Source organism: Micrococcus sp. HG099, from assembly GCF_024723355.1.
GTDB lineage: Bacteria > Actinomycetota > Actinomycetes > Actinomycetales > Micrococcaceae > Micrococcus > Micrococcus endophyticus.
In genome coordinates this window covers 1-20,637 of the sequence record NZ_JANQCJ010000008.1, presented here as the reverse complement: position 1 = coordinate 20,637, position 20,637 = coordinate 1, and the positions used below count along the sequence as shown (strand labels likewise).

Annotated in this window: 19 protein-coding genes and 2 tRNA genes; 12 read left to right on the top strand and 9 right to left on the bottom strand. The window is 74.8% G+C overall.

Annotation, left to right across the window (positions count from 1 at the left end; translation table 11 throughout):
- Window positions 1–30 precede the first annotated feature (30 nt).
- The gene (locus tag NWP10_RS01695) at window positions 31–1,161 is read right to left on the bottom strand and encodes an MFS transporter (protein WP_258299675.1); all 1,131 of its coding nucleotides are present in this window, start codon (window positions 1,159–1,161) and stop codon (window positions 31–33) included.
- 162 nt (window positions 1,162–1,323) lie between these two features.
- Between NWP10_RS01695 and NWP10_RS01690 the strand changes: the two genes are divergently transcribed.
- The gene (locus tag NWP10_RS01690) at window positions 1,324–2,799 is read left to right on the top strand and encodes a phosphomannomutase/phosphoglucomutase (protein WP_258299662.1); all 1,476 of its coding nucleotides are present in this window, start codon (window positions 1,324–1,326) and stop codon (window positions 2,797–2,799) included.
- A gap of 10 nt (window positions 2,800–2,809) precedes the next feature.
- Here the strand turns inward: NWP10_RS01690 and NWP10_RS01685 are convergent, their stop codons facing one another.
- Window positions 2,810–5,050, bottom strand: coding sequence for a RecQ family ATP-dependent DNA helicase (locus NWP10_RS01685; RefSeq protein WP_258299661.1), 2,241 nt, complete (start codon window positions 5,048–5,050; stop codon window positions 2,810–2,812).
- Between the two features lie 165 nt (window positions 5,051–5,215).
- Here NWP10_RS01685 and NWP10_RS01680 point away from each other — a divergent pair, with 165 nt between their 5' ends.
- Window positions 5,216–5,674 (top strand): Rrf2 family transcriptional regulator, encoded by a 459-nt coding sequence (locus tag NWP10_RS01680; protein WP_017488298.1) that lies wholly within the window; start codon window positions 5,216–5,218, stop codon window positions 5,672–5,674.
- 93 nt (window positions 5,675–5,767) lie between these two features.
- Window positions 5,768–6,955, top strand: coding sequence for a globin domain-containing protein (locus NWP10_RS01675; RefSeq protein WP_258299660.1), 1,188 nt, complete (start codon window positions 5,768–5,770; stop codon window positions 6,953–6,955).
- A 111-nt stretch (window positions 6,956–7,066) separates the two neighbouring features.
- Here NWP10_RS01675 and NWP10_RS01670 read toward each other — a convergent pair whose 3' ends face one another.
- Complete coding sequence (locus NWP10_RS01670) at window positions 7,067–8,911, bottom strand: phosphoenolpyruvate carboxykinase (GTP) (protein ID WP_017488656.1); 1,845 nt, start codon at window positions 8,909–8,911, stop codon at window positions 7,067–7,069.
- A gap of 262 nt (window positions 8,912–9,173) precedes the next feature.
- On the opposite strand from NWP10_RS01670, the gene NWP10_RS01665 reads away from it, so the two are divergent.
- Window positions 9,174–9,247 (top strand) — tRNA-Arg (locus NWP10_RS01665).
- 140 nt (window positions 9,248–9,387) lie between these two features.
- Here NWP10_RS01665 and NWP10_RS01660 read toward each other — a convergent pair.
- Window positions 9,388–9,912, bottom strand: a complete 525-nt coding sequence (locus NWP10_RS01660; RefSeq protein WP_017488657.1) for a histidine phosphatase family protein — start codon at window positions 9,910–9,912, stop codon at window positions 9,388–9,390.
- A 74-nt stretch (window positions 9,913–9,986) separates the two neighbouring features.
- Window positions 9,987–10,775 carry a winged helix-turn-helix domain-containing protein gene (locus tag NWP10_RS01655; protein ID WP_026106891.1) on the bottom strand — a complete coding sequence of 263 codons (789 nt, stop codon included), beginning with the start codon at window positions 10,773–10,775 and terminating at the stop codon, window positions 9,987–9,989.
- 149 nt (window positions 10,776–10,924) lie between these two features.
- Between NWP10_RS01655 and NWP10_RS01650 the strand changes: the two genes are divergently transcribed.
- Complete coding sequence (locus NWP10_RS01650) at window positions 10,925–11,089, top strand: hypothetical protein (protein ID WP_258299659.1); 165 nt, start codon at window positions 10,925–10,927, stop codon at window positions 11,087–11,089.
- 349 nt (window positions 11,090–11,438) lie between these two features.
- On the opposite strand, the gene upp is transcribed toward NWP10_RS01650, so the two are convergent.
- On the bottom strand, window positions 11,439–12,074 hold the full coding sequence (upp, locus tag NWP10_RS01645; RefSeq protein WP_026107029.1) for a uracil phosphoribosyltransferase: 636 nt from the start codon (window positions 12,072–12,074) through the stop codon (window positions 11,439–11,441).
- A 70-nt stretch (window positions 12,075–12,144) separates the two neighbouring features.
- Between upp and tadA the strand changes: the two genes are divergently transcribed.
- Window positions 12,145–12,651, top strand: coding sequence for a tRNA adenosine(34) deaminase TadA (tadA, locus tag NWP10_RS01640; protein WP_258299658.1), 507 nt, complete (start codon window positions 12,145–12,147; stop codon window positions 12,649–12,651).
- Between the two features lie 75 nt (window positions 12,652–12,726).
- A tRNA-Ser gene (locus NWP10_RS01635) sits at window positions 12,727–12,817 on the top strand.
- A gap of 77 nt (window positions 12,818–12,894) precedes the next feature.
- Here the strand turns inward: NWP10_RS01635 and NWP10_RS01630 are convergent.
- The gene (locus tag NWP10_RS01630; RefSeq protein ID WP_258299657.1) at window positions 12,895–13,983 is read right to left on the bottom strand and encodes an alpha/beta hydrolase; all 1,089 of its coding nucleotides are present in this window, start codon (window positions 13,981–13,983) and stop codon (window positions 12,895–12,897) included.
- 114 nt (window positions 13,984–14,097) lie between these two features.
- Here NWP10_RS01630 and NWP10_RS01625 point away from each other — a divergent pair, with 114 nt between their 5' ends.
- The 4 genes from NWP10_RS01625 to NWP10_RS01605 all read left to right on the top strand — a co-directional run bounded on the left by NWP10_RS01625 (window position 14,098) and on the right by NWP10_RS01605 (window position 18,921).
- Window positions 14,098–14,556, top strand: coding sequence for a 23S rRNA (pseudouridine(1915)-N(3))-methyltransferase RlmH (locus tag NWP10_RS01625; RefSeq protein ID WP_184172418.1), 459 nt, complete (start codon window positions 14,098–14,100; stop codon window positions 14,554–14,556).
- Complete coding sequence (locus tag NWP10_RS01620) at window positions 14,553–18,035, top strand: YchJ family metal-binding protein (protein WP_375162460.1); 3,483 nt, start codon at window positions 14,553–14,555, stop codon at window positions 18,033–18,035. Before NWP10_RS01625 ends, NWP10_RS01620 begins: the two co-directional genes overlap by 4 nt.
- A 125-nt stretch (window positions 18,036–18,160) precedes the next feature.
- The gene (locus NWP10_RS01610) at window positions 18,161–18,718 is read left to right on the top strand and encodes a hypothetical protein (RefSeq protein WP_258299656.1); all 558 of its coding nucleotides are present in this window, start codon (window positions 18,161–18,163) and stop codon (window positions 18,716–18,718) included.
- A gap of 2 nt (window positions 18,719–18,720) precedes the next feature.
- The gene (locus NWP10_RS01605) at window positions 18,721–18,921 is read left to right on the top strand and encodes a helix-turn-helix transcriptional regulator (protein WP_017489730.1); all 201 of its coding nucleotides are present in this window, start codon (window positions 18,721–18,723) and stop codon (window positions 18,919–18,921) included.
- Window positions 18,922–18,979: 58 nt separating this feature from the next.
- On the opposite strand, the gene NWP10_RS01600 is transcribed toward NWP10_RS01605, so the two are convergent.
- Window positions 18,980–19,138, bottom strand: a complete 159-nt coding sequence (locus NWP10_RS01600) for a hypothetical protein (protein WP_017489731.1) — start codon at window positions 19,136–19,138, stop codon at window positions 18,980–18,982.
- An 89-nt stretch (window positions 19,139–19,227) separates the two neighbouring features.
- Window positions 19,228–19,839 (bottom strand): hypothetical protein, encoded by a 612-nt coding sequence (locus tag NWP10_RS01595; protein WP_258299655.1) that lies wholly within the window; start codon window positions 19,837–19,839, stop codon window positions 19,228–19,230.
- A 79-nt stretch (window positions 19,840–19,918) separates the two neighbouring features.
- On the opposite strand from NWP10_RS01595, the gene NWP10_RS01590 reads away from it, so the two are divergent.
- Window positions 19,919–20,637: CDP-alcohol phosphatidyltransferase family protein (locus NWP10_RS01590; RefSeq protein ID WP_258299654.1), on the top strand; the 719-nt coding region annotated here is incomplete at its 3' end.

Below are 20,637 nucleotides of genomic sequence, written 5' to 3'. Positions count from 1 at the left end.
CCGGCGCCCCGCGCCCCTGACGGCCCCGGCTCACCGAGCCGGGGCCGTCCCGCGTCCGCGGAGCACGACGACGGCGATCGCCAGGGCGGTCAGTGCCAGCGCCACCACCATGAGCACGGTGCCCGTCCAGCCGTGGGACTCGTGGAACACCCCGCCCAGCCAGCCGAACAGGCTCGACCCGGCGTAGTAGGCCAGGTTGTACAGGGAAGTGGACTGCGCGCGGCCGTGCGGCGCCGCCGTCCCGGACCACGCGGAGGCCACGGAGTGGGCGGCGAAGAACGCGCCCGTGGTCAGCACGAGGGCGCCCACCAGCACCGCCGGGTGCGGGACCAGGGTGAGGGCGGCGCCCGCCGCCATGGCCGCCGTCGCCCCGGTCAGCACCGGGAGCCGCCCGAATCGCGCGGCCAGGCGCCCGGCCCGCGGGGACGACCACGTGCCGGCGAGGTAGGCGAGGAAGACGAGCCCGGCCGCCGTCGGCGCCCAGGAGAACGGCGGGCCCAGCAGCCGGTAGCCCACGAAGTTGTAGAGGGCCACGAACCCGCCCATCAGCAGCGCGGCCTGCAGGTACATCGCCACCAGCTCCGCGGACCCGAGGTGCCCGCGCACGATCCGCACGAGCCGGACCACGGACGTGGGCGAGGGCGTGAACCGGCGGGCCTGCGGCGTGACCGCCAGGAACGCGGCCGTGCACGCCACCCCCACCACGGTGACGGCCAGCATGCCGGCCCGCCACGTGAACGCCTCGGCCACGGGCAGCGCGATGAGCCGGCCCGAGAGCCCGCCGATGGTGGTGCCGGCGATGTAGGTGCCGGCCGCCGTCGCCACGGCGCGCGGGGCCACCTCCTCCGCCAGCAGCGCCACCGCGAGCCCGGCCACCCCGCCGTGGGCCATGCCCTCGAGCAGGCGTAGGCCGAGCATCGCCTCGAAGGTGGGCGCCAGCACGCCGGCGAGCGCGAACAGGCTCGCGGAGACCATCGAGACCACCATCGCCCGGCGTCGGCCCCAGCGGTCCCCAGCCATCGACCACGGGACCACGGACAGCGCGAGCCCCAGCGTGCCGGCGGACACCAGCAGCGCGGCGCGGTGCGCGCCCACGCCCAGGTCCGCGCTCACCAGCGGCAGCAGGCCCTGCGGGGAGTACAGCTGCGCGAACGTGGCCACCCCCGCCAGGAACAGGCCGATCAGCAGGCGCCGGTAGGCCGGGTCGCCGGGCGCCAGGGGCGCAGGGCCCGACGGCGGCACGCGCGGCGGGCCCGCGGGAGGGGGCTGAGGGGGCACAGGCACGCCGCCACTGTATCCAGGCGGTCCACTAGGATCGGGCGGGTGACTACCTCGACCTCCTCCCTCGACCTGCACAAGTCCTTCAAGGCGTACGACGTCCGCGGCATTGTGGGCGAGACCATCACGGCGGACAGCGTCCGCGCGGTGGGCGCCGCCTTCGTGGACGTGCTGGGCCTGGCCGGCGAAACCGTCCTGGTGGGCGGGGACATGCGCCCCTCCTCTCCCGCGTTCATGGCCGCCTTCGCCGAGGGCGCCACGCGTCGCGGGGCGGACGTGGTGGACCTGGGCCTGATCTCCACCGACATGCTCTACTACGCGGCCGGCGTGAAGCAGGCGGCGGGCGTGGTGTTCACGGCCTCGCACAACCCCGCCGAGTACAACGGCATGAAGATGGCCAAGGCCGGGGCAGTGCCCGTCTCCTCGGACACGGGCCTCTACGAGATCCGCGACGCCGCGCAGGCCCTCCTCGATGCCGGGGAGATCCCCGCCGCGGAGGCCGTCGGCACCGTCACGCAGCAGGACATCCTGCCCGCCTACGCCGAGTACCTGCGCTCCCTCGTGGACCTGAGCGGCGTGCGCCCGCTGACCGTGGTGGTGGACGCCGGCAACGGCATGGCCGGCAAGACCACCCCCGCCGTCCTCGGCGACGCCGCGCTGGACGCCCTGCCCCTGCGGATCGAGCCGCTCTACTTCGAGCTTGACGGCACCTTCCCGAACCACCCGGCCAACCCGCTGGAGCCGGAGAACCTGCGCGACCTGCAGGCCGCCGTCGTGGAGCACGGCGCGGACATCGGCCTGGCCTTCGACGGCGACGCGGACCGCTGCTTCGTGGTGGACGAGAAGGGCGCCCCGGTGTCCCCCTCGGCGATCACCGCGCTGGTGGCCCGCCGGGAGATCGCCCGCGCGAAGGCGGAGGGCGAGGAGACCCCGGTGGTCATCCACAACCTGATCACCTCCCGCGCCGTCCCCGAGCTCGTGGCGGCCGACGGGGGCCGCGCCGTGGTGACCCGCGTGGGCCACTCCTTCATCAAGGCCGTGATGGCCGAGGAGTCCGCCGTGTTCGGCGGCGAGCACTCCGCCCACTACTACTTCCGCGACTTCTTCAACGCGGACACCGGCATGCTCGCCGCGATGCACGTGCTGGCCGCCCTGGGCGAGCAGGACCAGCCGCTGTCCGAGCTGGCCGAGGAGTACGAGCCGTACGTGGCCTCCGGCGAGATCAACTCGCAGGTGGCGGACAAGGACGCCGCCGTGGCCGCCGTGGTGGCGCAGTTCGCCCCGACCGTGGGCGAGGGGGCCGGCGAGGGCCGGGCCGTGCACGAGGACTTCGCCGGCGTGGACACCGCGGTCACCCGCATGGACGGCACCACCGTGGCCGCCCAGGACGGCACCTGGTGGTTCAACCTGCGCCCGTCCAACACCGAGCCGTTCCTGCGCTACAACGGCGAGGCCCGCACCGCGGCCACCATGGAGGCCATCCGCGACGCCGTGCTGGCGATCGTCCGCGCCGAGCGCTGACCCGGCCGGCTCAGCCGGCCTGCGCGAGGACCAGCGGCAGGACCCCCTGCGCGCCGGCCTCGCGCAGCACGCGCGAGGCCTCGGCGAGGGACCACCGGGAGTCCACGAGGTCGTCCACGAGCAGCACCGGGCCGTGGCGGCCGGCGTCCGGGGCGGTGCGCAGCAGGTGCGCCATGGCCTCGGGCACCTCGAAGCGCCCGTGCACGGAGCCGAGCCGGTAGGCGCTGTTGCCGCCGGGCCCGGCCGTGGGCCCGCCGCGGGCGTGCTCGAGGGAGCCCAGGAACGGCAGCCGCCCGATCCGCGCGATCCCCTCGGCGAAGGAGCCGACGAGCAGCGGCCGGGTGCGCGAGGGCATCGCGACGACGGCGATCGGCCGCGTCTGCCAGCCCCAGCCGGCCAGCACCCCGACGGCCCCCTGGAGGACGTCCTCGGGGACGGGCGCGTCCTCCTTGTCCAGCAGCTCGCGCAGGACGGTGCCCCAGCCCAGGTCCGTCAGGCGGGCGAGGGCCCGGCCCTCCTCGGCCTGGATCTCCGGGGCCATCCGTCCCTTCACGGGCACGCCGAGGCGGTCCATGCCGGAGGGCCACATGCGCCGCGGCTCGATGGGCACTCCGGTGCGCCGCAGGGCGGCCTCGGCGTGCTCGCGTGCCGACGTGTCCGAGCCGGTGGGGTACCAGGGGCCGGCGCAGACGTCGCACCGCCCGCAGGGCGCCGCCGTGGGGTCGTCCAGCGTGCGGGCCAGGAACTCCATGCGGCACGTGTCCGTGGTCTGGTAGTCGAGCATGAGCCGCTCCTCGGCGCGGCGGGCCTCGGCCACGCGGGCGTACCGCTGCGCGTCGTAGACCCACTCCCGGCCGGTGGCGCGCCAGCCGCCGCCCACGCGCTCCACCGCCCCGTCCACGGCGAGGACCTTGAGCAGCAGCTCCAGGGCGGTGCGCTTGATCCGGACCGCCGGCTCCAGGGCGGCCACGGACAGCGCGCCCCCGTGCTGCGCGAGCGCCTGGAGGACGGCCCGCGCCTGCTCCTCGTCCGGCATGGAGGCGGTGGCGAAGTACTCCCAGATCCGCCGGTCCTCGGGGCCGGGCAGCAGCAGCACGTCCGCGTGGTCCGTGCCGCGGCCGGCGCGGCCCACCTGCTGGTAGTACGCCACCGGGGAGCTGGGCGCCCCGAAGTGCACCACGAACGTCAGGTCCGGCTTGTCGAAGCCCATGCCCAGGGCGGAGGTGGCCACCACGGCCTTCACCCGGTTGGCCTTGAGATCCTCCTCGATCTCGGCGCGGCGCTCCGGGTCCGTGCGGCCCGTGTAGGCGACCGCCTCGTGCCCCGCCTCCCGAAGCGCCCGCGCGGTGTCCTCCGCGGCGGAGACGGTGAGGGCGTAGACGATGCCGGAGCCCGGCAGGTCCTCGAGGTGGTCCAGCAGCCAGGCGAGGCGGGCGGCCGGGCTCGGCATGCGCAGCACGCCCAGGCGCAGCGACGCCCGGGCCAGGGACCCGCGCAGCACGAACACGTCCTGGGCGGAGTCCACGCCGAGCTGCTCCACCACGTCCCCCACCACGCGGGCGTTGGCCGTGGCGGTGGTGGCGAGCACGGGCACGGCCCGGGGCCCCGTGGACGGCAGCAGCCCGATCAGGTCCCGGATGCGCCGGTAGTCCGGCCGGAAGTCGTGGCCCCAGTCCGAGATGCAGTGCGCCTCGTCCACCACCAGCAGGCCCATGCGGGCCACCAGGTCCGGCAGCTGCTCCTCCCGGAAGCGGGGGTTGGTGAGGCGCTCGGGCGAGATCAGCAGCACGTCCACCTCGTCCGCGGCGAGCCGGGCGCGCACCTCGTCCCACTGCGTCGCGTTGGCGGAGCTGACGGACACCGCGCGCACGCCGGCCCGGGCGGCGGCCGCCACCTGGTCCCGCATCAGGGCCAGCAGCGGGGAGACGATCAGCGTGGGCCCGGCGCCCCGGGCGCGCAGCAGCAGCGAGGCCACGAAGTACACGGCGGACTTGCCCCAGCCGGTCCGCTGCACCACGAGGGCGCGCCGGCGGTGGGCCACGAGCGCCTCGATCGCCTCGAACTGCCCGTCCTTGAACTGCGCGTCCGGCCGGTCCACGAGCCGGCGCAGCACGGCCAGGGCCTCCGCGTGCAGCTCCGGCTCCCGGGCCGCGGCCGCCCCCGGCGCGGCGGCGCCGGACCCGTACAGCCCGATCGGCGCCGTGCTCTCGGAGGGGAGGGGGCCGGCGTCGGGGTGCTGGGTGGCGTCCATGGCGCCAGTATGCCAACCGGCCCGGACGCCGTGGCCGCCGCGCGGCCGGCCGTGGACCCCGGGGACGACGACGGCGCCTGTGCAGGAGCGGCGGCGCGGCGGGGGCGCCGCTCGCCTCCGGCGGAACCCCGCCCTCGCCGCGGAGGCCGGTGGGATGATGAGGGCATGAAGCTGAACGCCTACACCGACGTCTGCCTCCGCGTCCTCATGACGCTGGCCGGCGACGAGGGCGAGCGGCTGACCAGCCAGCAGATCGCCGACCGGATCCAGGTCCCCTACAACCACGTGATCAAGGCGGTCGCGGAGCTGCGCCGCCGCGGCGCCATCGACGTGGCGCGCGGCCGCCTGGGCGGGGCGACCATCGCCGAGGCGGGGCTCGAGCTGCGCGTGGGCGCGCTCGTGCGCGACCTCGCCGGGCGGGACGAGGTGATCGACTGCACCGGGCGCGAGTCCGGCGTCGCCTGCCCCCTCGCCGGCGACTGCCGCCTGCGCGGCGCCCTCCACCGCGCCCGCGAGGCCTTCCTCGCCGAGCTGGACGCCGTGCGCGTGCGCGACCTCGTGGCCGCCGGGCCGGCCGCCGGCCCCGTGCTCCTCGGCCTGCCCGAGATCCCCCTCCCCCGCTGACCCCCGTCCGCGACGACGGACTTGCCCCGCAGGCGCATGCGTGTAATCTTGCAAACGCACCGCAAGATTCAACGCCGACCCGAGGGAGCCCCCGTGCTGTCCGAGAAGTCCCGCCCCGTCATCGAGGCCACCGCCGCCGTCGTGGCCGAGCACATGCCCGAGATCACGCCCAAGTTCTACGCCCACATGTTCGAGGCCCACCCCGAGCTGCTGGACGGCGTCTTCTCCCGGGCGAACCAGCGCAGCGGCGAGCAGGCCCAGGCCCTGGCCGGGTCCATCGTGAAGTTCGCCGTGCACCTGCTCGAGCACCCGGACACCCTCCCCGAGGCCGTGCTGGCCCGCATCGCTCACAAGCACACGGCGCTGGGCATCGTGCCCGAGCAGTACCAGATCGTCTACGAGAACCTCTTCTGGGCCATCGCCGACGTCCTCGGCGAGGCCGTGACCCCCGAGGTCGCCGAGGCCTGGACCGAGGTCTACTGGCTCATGGCGGACGCCCTCATCAAGATCGAGGAGGGCCTCTACGCGCAGCAGGCCAACACGAAGATGTGGACGGACTGGAAGGTCGTGGCCAAGGAGCCCACCGGCAACGCCGCCGTCACCTTCCGCTTCGCCCCGGCGGACGAGACCCCGCAGACCCCCGGCAGGCCCGGCGGCTACCTCTCCGTGCGCCTCAAGGTGGAGGACGGCCTGCGCCAGTGCCGCCAGTACTCCCTCTCGGACCACGCCGAGTCCACCGACGAGCGCGTCATCACCGTGAAGCTGGACGAGGGCGGCGAGGTCTCCCCCGTGCTCATCCAGAACGTGGAGGTGGGCGACGTCATCGAGCTGTCCAACCCCTACGGCGACATCACCCTGCGGGACGACGCCGAGACCCCCCTCGTGCTCGCCACCGCCGGCATCGGCATCACCCCCGCCGCCGCCATCCTCGACACCCTCGCCTCCCGCGGCTCGCAGCGCGAGGTGCACCTCTTCCACGGCGACGCCTCGTGGGATTCCGTGGCCCTGCGCGAGCAGGTGGCCGAGTCCCTGCAGGCCCTCGAGAACGGCACCGGCCGCCTGTGGCTCGGCGTGCCCCCGCAGGAGGCGCACGCCGCCTTCACCACGACCGAGGGCCTCATGGAGTTCGACGACGTCGAGCTGCCCGCCGACGCCTCCTACCTGCTGTGCGGCCCGCTGGCCTTCATGCAGGCCACCCGCTCGAAGCTGATCGACGCCGGCGTCCCCGCCACGTCCATCCGCTACGAGATCTTCGGCCCGGACCTCTGGCTCGCCGCCTGAGCCCCGGACGCGGAACGGCCCGCTGAGCCGACGTCGTCCCGGGGAGGCACCCCCGGACGCAGAACGGCCCGCACCCCCGACGGGGCGCGGGCCGTTCGCGATCACGCGGGATCAGGCGCGGGCGAAGCGCTCCTTCTGGGCCTCGAAGCGCTCGCGCACCACGGCCGGCAGGGACTCGCCGAAGCGGCCGAGCCACTCCTCGATGAGCTCGTTCTCCTTGGCCCACTCCTCGGCGTCCACCTTGAGGGCGTCCTCGAGGTCCTCCGCCGGCACGTCGATGCCGGTGAGGTCCAGGTCCTCCGGGGAGGGCACGTGGCCGATGGGGGTCTCCACGGCGTCGGCGCGGCCCTCGAGGCGCTCCACGACCCACTTCAGGACGCGGGAATTCTCGCCGAAGCCCGGCCAGGCGAAGCCGCCGTCGCGGTTGCGGCGGAACCAGTTCACCAGGTAGATGCGGGGCAGCTTCTCCGGGTCGGCCTTGCCGGACTCCTCGACCCAGTGGGCCAGGTAGTCGCCGGCGTCGTATCCGAGGAACGGCAGCATGGCCATCGGGTCGCGGCGCACCACGCCCACGGCGCCGGCGGCGGCCGCGGTGGTCTCCGAGGAGAGGGTGGCGGCCTTGAGGATGCCGTCCTCCCAGTCGAAGGACTCGGTCACCAGCGGGACGGTGGTCTTGCGGCGGCCGCCGAAGAGGATGGCGTCCAGCTTCACGCCCTTCGGGTCGCGGTACTCGTCCGCCAGCATGTCCGTCTGCTCGATCGGGGTGCAGAAGCGGGAGTTCGGGTGCGCCGCCGGGGTCTCGGAGGCCGGCGTCCAGTCGTTGCCGCGCCAGTCGGTGAGGTGCTCGGGGACCTCGTCCGTCATGCCCTCCCACCACACGCCGCCGTCGTCCGTGAGGGCGACGTTGGTGAAGATGGAGTTGCCCTTGGCGATCGCGCGCATGGCATTCGGGTTGGTGGACCAGCCGGTGCCCGGGGCCACGCCGAAGTAGCCGGTCTCCGGGTTGATCACCCGGAACTCACCCTCCTTGCCGGCGCGGATCCAGGTGATGTCGTCACCCAGGGTCTCGGCCTTCCAGCCCTCGATCGTGGGGTCGATCAGGGCGAGGTTGGTCTTGCCGCAGGCCGACGGGAAGGCGCCGGTGATGTGGTACGACCGGCCCTCGGGGCTGGTGAGCTTGAGGATCAGCATGTGCTCGGCCAGCCAGGCCTCGTCCCGGGCCATCACGGAGGCGATGCGCAGGGCGTAGCACTTCTTGCCGAGCAGGGCGTTGCCGCCGTAGCCGGAGCCGAAGGACCAGATGGAGCGCTCCTCAGGGAAGTGCACGATCCACTTGGTGGAGTTGCACGGCCACGGCACGTCCTCCTGGCCCGGCTCGAGCGGGGCGCCCACGGAGTGCACGGCCGGCACGTAGAAGGCCTGCTCGCGGGACATCTTGTCCAGCACGTCCTGGCCGATGCGGGCCATGATGCGCATGGACAGGACCACGTAGGCGGAGTCGGTGAGCTCCACGCCGTACTTGGGGTCCTCGGCGTCCAGGTGGCCCATGACGAAGGGGATCACGTACATGGTGCGGCCGCGCATGGAGCCGGCGAAGGCGTCGTCGAGGATGCCGTGCATCTTCTCCGGGTCCATCCAGTTGTTGGTGAAGCCGGCGTCCTCCTCCTTCTCGGAGCAGATGAACGTGCGGTCCTCCACGCGGGCGACGTCCGCCGGGTCGGAGAACGCGGCGAAGGAGTTGGGGAACTTGTCCTCGGCCAGGCGGGTCAGGGTGCCAGCCGCCACGAGCTCGTCCGCCAGGCGCGCATACTCCTCCTCGGAGCCGTCCACCCACTGGACCGCGTCCGGCTGCGTCAGCTCGGCGACCTGGGCGACCCACTCGCGGAGCTGGGCGTAGTCCGTGGGGGCGTCCTGGAGGGCGCGATCCGCGAACGAGGTGGTGGCGTTGTCAGCCATGGTGGGGAGTCCTCCCATTGGGGTCTGGGGCCGTTCCGTCCCGTCCACTTCGATGCGCGCACAGATAGAGCAGGGCGCACCACATCGTTGTGGCCGCACGGTCCTCTCATGATACCCGAGCCGACCTGCGCGGACCGTGCCCGGCGTCACCCTCGGGGCGTCACGGAGGGCGTGCGAGACCAGGGAGGAGCCCGATTTGCACACCGCCGAGGACATGCTGTAGTGTTCTACGAGTTCGAGCCGCTCCGGTGGCTCGGAAGATGCGCCCATAGCTCAGCTGGATAGAGCGTCTGTCTACGGAACAGAAGGTCAGGGGTTCGAATCCCTTTGGGCGCACAGAGAGAAGGCCCCGCTCCTGCAGGAGCGGGGCCTTCGTCGTCGTGGGGCGCGGGCGGGCTGGGGCCGGGGGCCGGTGAGGACGCCCGGTCGGCGGACCCGGCCGGCGTCGCAGCGGACGACCGGGCCCCGGCCCGGGGTCAGCGGCCGGGCACCACGAAATGCGTCAGGGCGGCATCGCGACCGTCCAGCTCCGCCCACGGCTTCTCCACGCGGAACACCTGCATCCCCAGGGTCGGGTAGTGCTCGCTCATGCGCAGCGCCGCGTCCTGGTCCGAATCCAGGCTCATCAGCCGCATGCCCAGGTTCTGCACCCACGGCATGTGCCCCACCACGAGCAGCGAGCGCGTGGTCTCCTCGGTCTCGTTGACGATCGCCAGGGCCTTCGCGGCGTCCGCGTGATAGAGCCGGGGGTCGAGGTACGGGGTGGGGGCGAGCTCGCCGAGCCGCTCGCACACCCACACGCACGTCTGGCGGGTGCGCAGCGCGTCCGAGCAGACGATCGCGTCCGGCACGAGCCCGTTCTTGCGCAGCCAGTCGCCGGCGGCGGGGGCCTGCGCGTGGCCGCGCTCAGCGAGGGGCCGGGCATGGTCGTCGGCCGCGTCGGGCCAGCCGGCCTTGGCGTGGCGCAGGACGATCAGGGTCTTGGCGTCGGCGGTGCTCATGCGGCCAGGCTACGACGACGCGCCCCGGCCGGGCAGGCCGAGGCGCGTCGTCGTGGTCCGAGGCGGGCGGGGTCTCAGATGCTGTACTCCGGGGCCGCCCACACGACGACCTCGGGGTGGCGGTAGAAGCGGTAGCCCTGGCCGCGCACGGTGCGCACGGTGTTGGCCAGGCGGCCGAGCTTCGCGCGCAGACGGCGGATGTGGACGTCGATGGTGCGCTCATTCGGCACCTCGTCCGCGTTGTGCCACAGCGCCTCGAGCAGCTCCTCGCGGCCCACGGTGCGCTCCCCGTTCTCCACGAGGTAGTTGAGGAGCTCGAACTCCTTGTAGGTGAGGTTAAGGGACTCGCCGTCCAGCTGCACCTCGCGACGGGAGAGGTCGATCAGGACGCCGGGCTGGCGGGTGGACACCGGGGCCGGGGGCTGGGCGAGGTCCGGGCGGGCGCCGCCCTGGACGGTCGGGTCGCCGAGCACCTGGCGGACGACCTCGAGGTCGCGGCCCTCGGCGCCGGAGGGGGCCAGAGCGACGGCGGCGTGGGACTCCGAGCCGGGCACGAGGGACTCCACGTAGTGACGCAGCTCGTTGGCGAGGCGGGTGAGGGAGGTGCCGGCGGCCGAGGCGGCCAGCTCGTCCATGCCCACGTAGATCACGAACCCGCGGGCCTCGTTCTCGCGGGCGACGGCCTGGGGGCCGGGGATGCCGTTGGGGGCAAGCACCGGAGTGGGGGCCGTCTGGGCGGCCGGGGCGTCCGTGCCGCCCGCGAGTCGGAGGTCGGCGCGGGCCTGACCTCGGCGGGACATGCCGTCGGCTCGACGCTGCGCGTTGCGGACCGAGATGTGCACGTATCCGGCGGACTGACCCATGACCATCACTCCTTGTGGTTCGGGTCCCGGTGTGCAGCCTTGGGGTGCCGCGTCCGGGACGTCATGTGACAAGAATGTGACGCCCGGGACCGAACTGGCAAGTAACGTTCACGCTTCCGTCTCACTATACGAACGGAACAGGGTCAAATGTGACCAAGATCATTATTCGGCGGCTCGAATGGCTCCGAGTGGAGCTTCCCGGCCCTGGCCCCGCGATTCCGTTGAACGGCACCGCGCTGCCGCCGCCCGCATTCCCCAGTATTCGGAATAACTATGCAGTGAAGCTGGGAACTCCTGGGGTGACGCGCGTGTGACGGGTCGGCCGTGCCCGAGGTGTCCACTTCTTGGACGACACATTCGGCACGCGCCTCCCCTCATGCCCCGCCGCGACTTGACACGCGCACGTGCGCGAGTCCCTCCCGGCAACCGGGAGATTCGGGTGACTTGTCGGGGGTCAGAGGGGCCCAGACCCCCGACAAGTCACCCGAACCGCGGTGGGGGGGTGCGGAACGGGGGAGGGAGGGAGTGCGGTGAGAGGAAGGCGTGCGGGGAGGGAGCCGCAGACGACGACGCCCCCGCCGGGCAGGCGGGGGCGTCGTGGGGGCCGCGCGTCGGAACGGGTCCGGCGCGGGGCGGGCGGAGGAGGTCAGGTCGCGGGGGGCGTCACTCCGCGAGGCCGTAGAGGCGGTCGCCGGCGTCGCCGAGGCCGGGGACGATGTAGGCGTTCTCGTCCAGGCGCTCGTCCTGGGCGGCCAGGTACAGGTCCACCTCCACGTCCCCGAGGGACTCCTCGAGGCGGGCGATGCCCTCCGGGGCGCCGAGCAGGCAGATGCAGGTGACGCGGGCGGCGCCGCGCTCGTAGAGGAAGCGGATCGACTCGATCAGCGTGCCTCCCGTGGCCAGCATGGGGTCCAGGACGAACACGTGACGCCCAGACAGGTCGGCCGGCAGGCGCTCGGCGTAGGTGACGATGTCCAGCGTCTCCTCGTTGCGGGCCATGCCCAGGAAGCCGACCTCGGCGGAGGGGGCCATCTTGGTCATGCCCTCGAGCATGCCCAGGCCCGCCCGGAGGATCGGCACCACGAGCGGGCGGGGCCGGGCCAGGCGCAGGCCGGTGGTGGTGGCCACCGGGGTCTGGATCTCGACCTCCTCCATGGCGACGTCCCGCGTGGCCTCGTAAGCCAGCAGCATCACGAGCTCCTCCGTGAGCTGGCGGAAGATCATGGACGGGGTCTTCTTGTCCCGCAAGACGCTGAGCTTGTGGGCCACGAGCGGGTGGTCGACGAGGTGGACGCGCATGGTCTCCACGCTACCGCCCGCGGGCCGTCCGCGCGCAGGGACGCCCCGGCGGCGCGGCTACGCTGGGCCCGTGTCCGCCCGCCTGCCCTCCCCTGCGCCCTCGGCCGAGCAGGAGCACGCGTGGATGGGGCTGGCCCTGGACGCCGCCCGCGCGGCCGGCGAGGCCGGGGACGTGCCGATCGGCGCCGTGCTGGTGGCCGGGGACGGGACCGTGCTGGCCGCCGTCGGGAACGAGCGCGAGCAGCACCACGACCCCACCGCCCACGCCGAGGTCCTCGCCCTGCGCCGCGGCGCCCGCACGCTGGCCGAGGCGGGCGAGGCGGACGGCTGGCGCCTGTCCGACTGCACCCTCGTGGTCACCCTCGAGCCCTGCCCCATGTGCGCCGGCGCGCTGCTGCTGGCGCGGATCCCGCGCGTCGTGTTCGGGGCCTGGGACCCGAAGGCCGGGGCGTGCGGCTCCGTGCTGGACGTGGTGCGGGACCCGCGGTTCAACCACGCCGTGCAGGTGCGCGCGGGCGTGCGCGCGGAGGAGTCGGCGGCGCTGCTGCGCGGATTCTTCGCCGTCCAGCGCGGCTGAACCGGCCCCCGGCACGACGACGGCGCCCACCCGGTTTGGGCGCGTCGGCGCGGCTCGGGTAGGGTGTCCTGGTCTGGTGACGTGTCCGAGCGGCCGAAGGTGCAGCACTCGAAATGCTGTGTACGGTAACCCCGTACCGTGGGTTCAAATCCCACCGTCACCGCCAGATGTGAAGCCCGGGAGCCTCGTGCTCCCGGGCTTCTGTCTTCCCCGGAGGCGGCCGGCGGCCCGAGACCGGCCCCGTCAGCCCGGCAGCACGGTGTCCAGGAACGCGGCGACCGCAGCCCAGGAGATGGTGGCGTGCACGGCGCTGAGGGGGACGCCGCTGCGCAGCACCTCGGCCGAGCCCCAGCCGCCGCCCATCATGCCGAGGTCGTGGCCGGCGTCGGCCACGGAGTAGAAGGCGGCGCGCACGCCCGCGGCCTCCGCGGCCTCGTACAGCTCGAGGCTCTGCCGCCAGGGCACGGTGGGGTCCTTGAGCCCGTGCACGATCATCATCGGCGGGGAGTCCGGGCGCACGTGGGCGATCGGCGAGGCCAGGCGGGTGAGCCCGTACGAGGCGAGCACGGGCACGCCGAGCATCGCGGACTTGGTGCTGTGGTCGTCCAGGTGGCAGTGCTCGAGCCGCCGCTGACGGTTGTAGTCCGCGCAGGCGCCCGGCGACATCTGGGCGTTCATCGCGAGGAAGTCCGTGGGCGCGAAGAAGTCCAGGATGGCCTGGACCCGGTCCTCCTCGGGGATCGCGTGGCCCCCGGGCGGCACCTCTCGTCCGGGCGGGGGCACGTGCGCGCGGTCCAGGTCGCGGCCGCCGGTGAGCCCGGCCATGAGGGCGTTCCAGCCGCCGGAGGACGTGCCGGCCACGGTCAGGCGGGAGGCGTCCAGGTCCAGCTCCACGGCATGGGCGCGTACCCAGCGGACGGCCGCCGTCGCGTCCTCCACCTGCGCGGGGAAGCGGCCCTGCTTCGAGCTGCGCACCGAGAAGGCCGCCACGGCGTAGCCGTGCGGGACGAGGCCGCGGGCCACGGCCTGGCCGTCGTGGTAGCCGCGGTCGTCCCGCCAGCCGGAGCCGGCGTTCCACACCACCACGGGGAACGGGCCGGGGCCCTGCGGCCGGTACACGTCCACGCGGCCGGCGCGGCCGGGCAGGTCCGCGTACCGGTGGCCGGTGCTGCTGCGCATGCGGAAGAGGGCGTTGACGTCCGGGCCGACGGGGGCCGGCGGCACGCCGGCGAGGTTCGCGACGGCGGCCCCTCCCCCCAGCGCCAGGGCGCCGGCGCCCAGCCCCAGGACGGCACGACGGGTCAGCCGTCCGCGCCGTCCCGACGTCGCCATGACCGCCCCCTCCTGTGCGTGGGCCCAGCGCCCGCCAGGCGAGCGTAGCGGAGGCTCCGGGGCCGCCGTCGTGGTGACCCGTATCGTGTCCGGGCCCGGTGCGATCATGGACCCATGTCTGTACGGGTGCTGGCCATCGGCAAGAAGCATGAGGCGTGGGTCTCCGAGGGGATCGACCGCTACGAGCGGCGCCTGAAGAAGCCCTACGACCTCACCTGGCGCCTGCTGCCGCACTCCGCGCGCCAGGAGGAGGCCGCGCGCACGGAGGAGTCGGACCGGATCCTGGGCGCCGTGGGCGCGGACGAGCACCTCATCCTCCTGGACGAGCGGGGGACGGCGTTCGACTCGCCGGGTCTGGCGCGGCACCTGCAGAGCCGGTTCGACGTCGGCGCCCCGGTCACGGTGGTGATCGGCGGGGCCTACGGGGTGGACGCGCGGGTCCACGCCCGCGCGGACCGCGTCTGGTCCCTGTCTCCGCTCGTCTTCCCGCACCAGCTCGTGCGGCTGATCCTGGCGGAGCAGGTCTACCGAGCCCAGGAGATCTCCGCCGGCCGACCGTACCACCACGCATGAGCGGGCCCGCGGAGACCGCAGCGGGCGCGCCCACGCCCGCGGCCGACGTCGTCCTGGGCCGGTTCACCGAACCCACGCGCGCCTGGTTCACGGGCGCGTTCGAGGCGCCCACGCCCGCGCAGCTGGGCGCGTGGGACGCGATCTCCTCCGGCCGGCACGCCCTGGTGATCGCCCCCACCGGCTCCGGCAAGACCCTCTCCTCCTTCCTCTGGGCCCTCGACTCGTTCGTGCGCGAGCCCGCGGCCGAGGGGACTGCGGCCACGCGCGTGCTCTACGTCTCCCCGCTCAAGGCCCTCGGCGTGGACGTGGAGCGGAACCTGCGGGCCCCCCTCGTGGGCATCACGCAGACCGCCGCCGGCCTGGGCCGCCCCGTGCCGCGTGTGCGGGTGGGCGTGCGCTCCGGGGACACCCCGGCCGCCGAGCGCCGGCGCCTGCAGCAGGACCCCCCGGACATCCTCATCACCACCCCCGAGTCCCTCTACCTCATGCTCACCTCCCAGGCCCGCTCGGCGCTGGCCGGGGTCCGCACGGTGATCGTGGACGAGGTGCACGCCGTGGCCGGGACCAAGCGCGGCGCCCACCTGGCCGTCTCCCTCGAGCGGCTCGACTCTCTGCTCGAGACGCCCGTGCAGCGGATCGGCCTGTCCGCCACGGTCGAGCCGGCCTCGGAGGTGGCCCGGTTCCTCGGCGGCACCCAGCCGGTCACCGTGGTGCGCCCCGCCTCGGCCAAACGGTGGGACCTCACGGTCACGGTGCCGGTGCCGGACCTCACCGACCTGTCCTCCCCCTCGGCCGCGCACGACCTGGGGCCCGGCTCCTCTCCCGGCGGCCCCGGCGCGGAGGGCGGCCCCGGGGGCGCCGTGACGGGCGGGTCGATCTGGCCGCACGTGGAGGAGCGGATCGTGGACCTCGTCGCCGAGCGCCGCTCCACGCTCGTGTTCGCCAACTCCCGCCGCCTGGCCGAGCGGCTCACCGGCCGCCTCAACGAGATCTGGGAGGCCCGGCTCGAGGCCGCCGCCGCGGTCGAAGACCCCGACGCCGTCCCCGGCTTCCGCACGCCCGGTGCGGGGGCGGGGGCCGCGTCCTCGACGCCCGCCACGCCGTCGTCGTCGTATCCGGCGCAGGTGGCGGGGCAGACCGGCACCGGCTCGGGGACCGTCTCCGACTTCGCCCGCGCCCACCACGGCTCCGTGTCCAAGGAGCAGCGGGCGATCGTGGAGGAGGCCCTGAAGACCGGGCAGATCCGCTGCGTGGTGGCCACGAGCTCGCTGGAGCTGGGCATCGACATGGGCGCGGTGGACCAGGTGATCCAGGTGGAGTCGCCGCCGTCCGTGGCCTCGGGGCTGCAGCGCGTGGGCCGCGCCGGCCACCAGGTGGGCGAGGTCTCCCGCGGCGTGTTCTTCCCCAAGCACCGCGGGGACCTCGTGGACACCGCCGTGGTGGCCGAGCGCATGACCGCCGGGCGGATCGAGGCGCTGCGCATCCCCGCCAACCCGCTCGACATCCTCGCCCAGCAGACCGTGGCCGCCGTCGCCGTCGCGGACCTGGACGCGCAGGAGTGGTTCGACCTCGTGCGCCGCTCCGCGCCGTTCGCCACCCTGCCGCTCTCCGCCTACGAGTCCGTGCTGGACCTGCTGGCCGGGCGCTACCCCTCGGACGAGTTCGCCGAGCTGCGCCCGCGCATCCTGTGGGACCGGGAGAACGGCACGCTGGCCGCCCGGCCGGGCGCCCAGCGGCTGGCCGTCACCTCGGGCGGCACCATCCCGGACCGCGGCCTGTTCGGCGTGTTCCTGGCCTCCGACGGCGGCCCGGACGGGGCGCCGGGCGGTGCGGCGGCCGGGGACACGGCCGAGTCCGCGGGCACCGCGTCCGCGGGCTCGGCCCGCTCCGGCGGGCGCCGCGTGGGCGAGCTGGACGAGGAGATGGTCTACGAGTCCCGCGTGGGGGACGTGATCCTGCTCGGCGCCACGAGCTGGCGGATCGTGGACATCACGGCGGACCGCGTCCTCGTGCTGCCCGCCTACGGGCAGCCGGGCAAGCTTCCCTTCTGGCGGGGCGACGCCGCGGGCCGGCCGGCGGAGCTGGGCGACGCCGTCGGGCGCTTCCGCCGCGAGCTGGACGCGGACCCGGCCGCGGGCCGCGAGCGCCTGGCCGCCGCGGGCCTGGACGCGTGGGCACAGGACAACCTGCTGGCCTACCTGAAGGACCAGCGCGAGGCCACCGGCGTGCTGCCCACCGAGCAGACGCTCGTGGTGGAGCGGTTCACGGACGAGCTCGGCGACTGGCGCGTGGTGCTGCACTCCCCCTACGGCATGGCCGTGCACGCCCCGTGGGCGCTCGCGGTGGGCGCCCGGCTGGCGCAGCGGTACGGGCTGGAGACCGGCTCGGGCGCGGCGATGGCGGCCGACGACGGGATCGTGCTGCGCATCCCCCTCATGGACGCCGAGCCCCCGGGCGCCGAGCTGTTCGAGTTCACCGCCGAGGAGCTGGAGGAGATCGTCACCGCGGAGGTGGGCGGGTCGGCCCTGTTCGCCGCCCGGTTCCGCGAGAACGCGGCCCGCTCCCTGCTGCTGCCGCGGCGCGACCCCGGCCGGCGCACCCCGCTGTGGCAGCAGCGCCAGCGCTCGGCGCAGCTGCTGGACGTCGCCCGCAAGCACCCCCGGTTCCCCGTGATCCTGGAGACCGTCCGCGAGGTGCTGCAGGACGTCTACGACCTGCCCGCGCTCAAGGACCTCGCGGGGAGAGTGGCGTCCCGGGCCGTGCGGCTCGTGGAGGTCACCACCCCCGCGCCCTCCCCGTTCAGCCAGTCCATCCTGTTCGGCTACGTGGCCCAGTTCATCTACGAGGGCGACTCCCCGCTCGCCGAGCGCCGCGCCGCCGCCCTGTCCCTGGACCCGACCCTGCTGGCCGAGCTGCTCGGCACCGAGGAGCTGCGCGAGCTGCTCGACGCCGGGATCATCGCCGAGGTGGAGGCCCAGCTGCAGCGCCTCGCCCCGGACCGGCGGGCGCGCGGGGTCGAGGGCGTGGCGGACCTGCTGCGCCTGCTTGGCCCGCTCTCCGCGGCCGAGGCCGCCCGGCGGGTGCGGCCCGAGGCCGGGGATCCGGCCGGGGCGGACGACGACGGCACGCAGGGCACGGACGGCGCATCCGGTCCGGGCGGCACGTGCCCCGGCCACGCGGGCCCCGACCGCGCGGGCCCAGACCGCGCCCGGGCGATGGCCGCGTACCTCGCCGCCACGTGGGCGCCGGAGCACCGGCCCGCCGTCGAGGACCTGCTGCCGGACGCGGGGGAGCGCGCCCCGCGCTTCACGCGCCTGGCGGTCACGGACGTGCGGGACGGCGGACCGTTCCAGGACCGGGGGATCGTGGCGTTCACGGCGCTCGGCCACGGCGAGGAGGGCCGCTTCCGGCTGCGGGAGCGCAGCCGCTTCCGGCGCGAGGACGGGGCCTGGCTCTACGTGGACGGCGACGTCGCCTGAGACGTCAAGAGAACTTTTCGTCAAGAGCTCTTGACGTCAAGGATTCTTGACTGCCACCCTGGTTCCAGCGCAGGCATCCACCGCGCCGACCACTCCGCTCCCGCGGACGCACCCAGGGGGATCCCATGAACACCACCGCCGACCCGCGCTCCCGGTCCGCCTCCGGACCCGAGCGCGCCGCCTCCACCTCCGCGGCCGCCACGCCCGCGGGCTCCGCCGCTCCGTCCGCCTGGGGCCGCTCGGCCCGGCTCGGCGGCGGCACCGGACGGCTCGTCGTCGTGAGCCTGGTGCTCGGCGTGCTGCTCGCGGCACTGCTGGGCGTGATCGCCTACGGCCTGGCCGGCACCGCGGATCCGGCGGACCCCCGCCGGCCGTGGGTCCTCGGCCTCGTGGTCGCCTCCGGCGCGCTCCCCGTCCTGGCGGGCACCGTGTGGATGCTGCTGGTGGACCGCACGACCATCAAGGGGGCCGTCCGCGACCCGGAGGAGTCGATCGAGTCCCGCTGGTACGACGCCGCGGCCCGCGGGGCCTTCCACGACCTGCTCGTGGTGCTCGGCGTGGGCACGTTCGTGGTCTCGATGACCGGCTGGACGGCGGAGCTGTCCCTGGTCGGGGCCGGGCTGCTGCTGTTCATGGTGGCGGACGTGGCGATCCGCTACCGCGTGCAGAAGCGTCGGGGCTGACCGTGGAGAACAGCCTCCCGGCCGAGCGCGCCCGCCTGGGCTGGTCGCAGCAGCGGCTGGCCGACGAGCTCGGCGTCTCCCGTCAGACGGTCATCTCCCTCGAGAAGGGCCGCCACGACCCCTCGCTCGCGCTCGCCTTCCGGCTCGCCGAGACGTTCGGGACGCGGATCGAGGACCTCTTCTCACCCGATCCCCCGGCCTGACCGGCCCACCCGGCGCGGCCGGCCCACCCGGCCCGCCCGGCCGGCGTCGAGCGAGGCGTCAGAGGATGGAGAACAGCCCGGCGGCCACGCCGAGCACGAGGCCGATGATGCACAGCCACGCCACGAGCGTGATGAGGGGGCGGGGGCGGCGCGGGGCGTCGTCCTCGCCCCAGTCCACGCCCTGCAGCTCCGGGGGGATCTCGTTCGACCGGTCCATCCCCCCAGCCTCTCACGGGCGTCTCCGCGGCCGCGCGCCCGAGCAGCTCCGGCCCACGACGACGGCGGCGCCCGCCCCGGCTGCTCAGCTCAGCGCCGGTAGGCGCGGGTCACCGCGGGGAGGTACCAGGCGTAGAAGGCGCCCCACCCGGTCCAGAACAGCACGCCGCGACCCCGGCGCCCCAGTCCGGGCGCCCGGCGCCGCAGCCGGGCCCCGAGCAGTCCCACCCCGCCGGTGACCAGCAGGAACCGCGGCAGCCGGGCGGGCACGGAGGCCAGCAGCAGGGCGCCCAGACCTCGGCCGGGGCGCGCGGCGTCCACCCCGTAGCACCGGGCGAACACCTTGTAGGGGATCCCGCGGCTGGGCCCGGTGATCAGCGCGAGGTGGCCGCCGGCGCCCACGCGGGCCTCCACCGTGTCCACCATCCCGTCGGTGATGCCGGGCAGCGCCGTCAGCCAGGAGCGGGTGCGCGCCGCCCCGGCCCGCCGGGACACCGCGTGGGTGACGGCCCCGCCGGCCAGGGCCCCGGCCAGGGCGGATGCGGCGGTGGCCAGGCCCCGCCGGGGGCGCTCGAACGCCACGCGGGAGGTCCAGACGTCCGGGACGACCACGAAGAACGTGGCCTCGGCGAAGCCCGCGGCGGCGGCCAGGGCGTGGTCGAGGAGGGCCGACCGGTCGGCGGCGGGCTGGCGGCGGGGCATCCCCCACAGGTACCCCGCCGCGCGCCCCTGTGTCTACGCTGAGCAGGTCCGCCGTCGTCGAGGGACCGAGGAGCCCGCCATGCCCGGCCCCCAGGGCACCGACCGCCGAGCCATCCCGCAGCGATCCACCCGGTGGGCCGCCCGCCTGGCCGACCTCATGCACGCCGCCGGGCTGACCCCCAACCGGGTCTCGGTGGGCTCGGTGCTATTCGCCGCCGTCGGCGCGGCCGCCCTCGTGGCCGCCGGGCACGCCGCCACGGGGGACGGCGCGCGGGCCGGCTGGCTCGTGCTGGCCGCCGCCTGCATCCCGCTGCGGCTGCTGCTGAACATGCTGGACGGCATGCTCGCGGTGGAGAAGGGCCTGCACAGCCCCACGGGCGACCTGTTCAACGAGGTCCCGGACCGGGTGGCGGACGTGCTCCTGCTGGCGGGCGCGGGCTACGCCGCCGCCGGGGCGTGGCTGGTGCCGGGCTGGGGCGCCGGGCTCGACGTCGGCGTCCTCCTGGGGTGGACCGCGGCGGCCGCCGCGGTGCTCACCGCCTACGTGCGCTCGCTGGGCGCGGCCAACGGCGTGGGGAACTTCTTCGAGGGCGTGCTGCCCAAGCCGCACCGGATGTGGGTGCTGGCCGCCGCGTGCCTGCTGAGCCTGCTCGAGCCGCTGCTGCCCGTGCCGCGCGGCACTGTCCTGGCGCTCGCGCTCGCGGTGATCGCGGCGGGGTCCGTGCTCACCGTGGCCCGGCGGCTGCGGCTGATCGCCGCGGCGCTGCGCGAGCGGGCCGACGCCACCCCGGCCCGTCC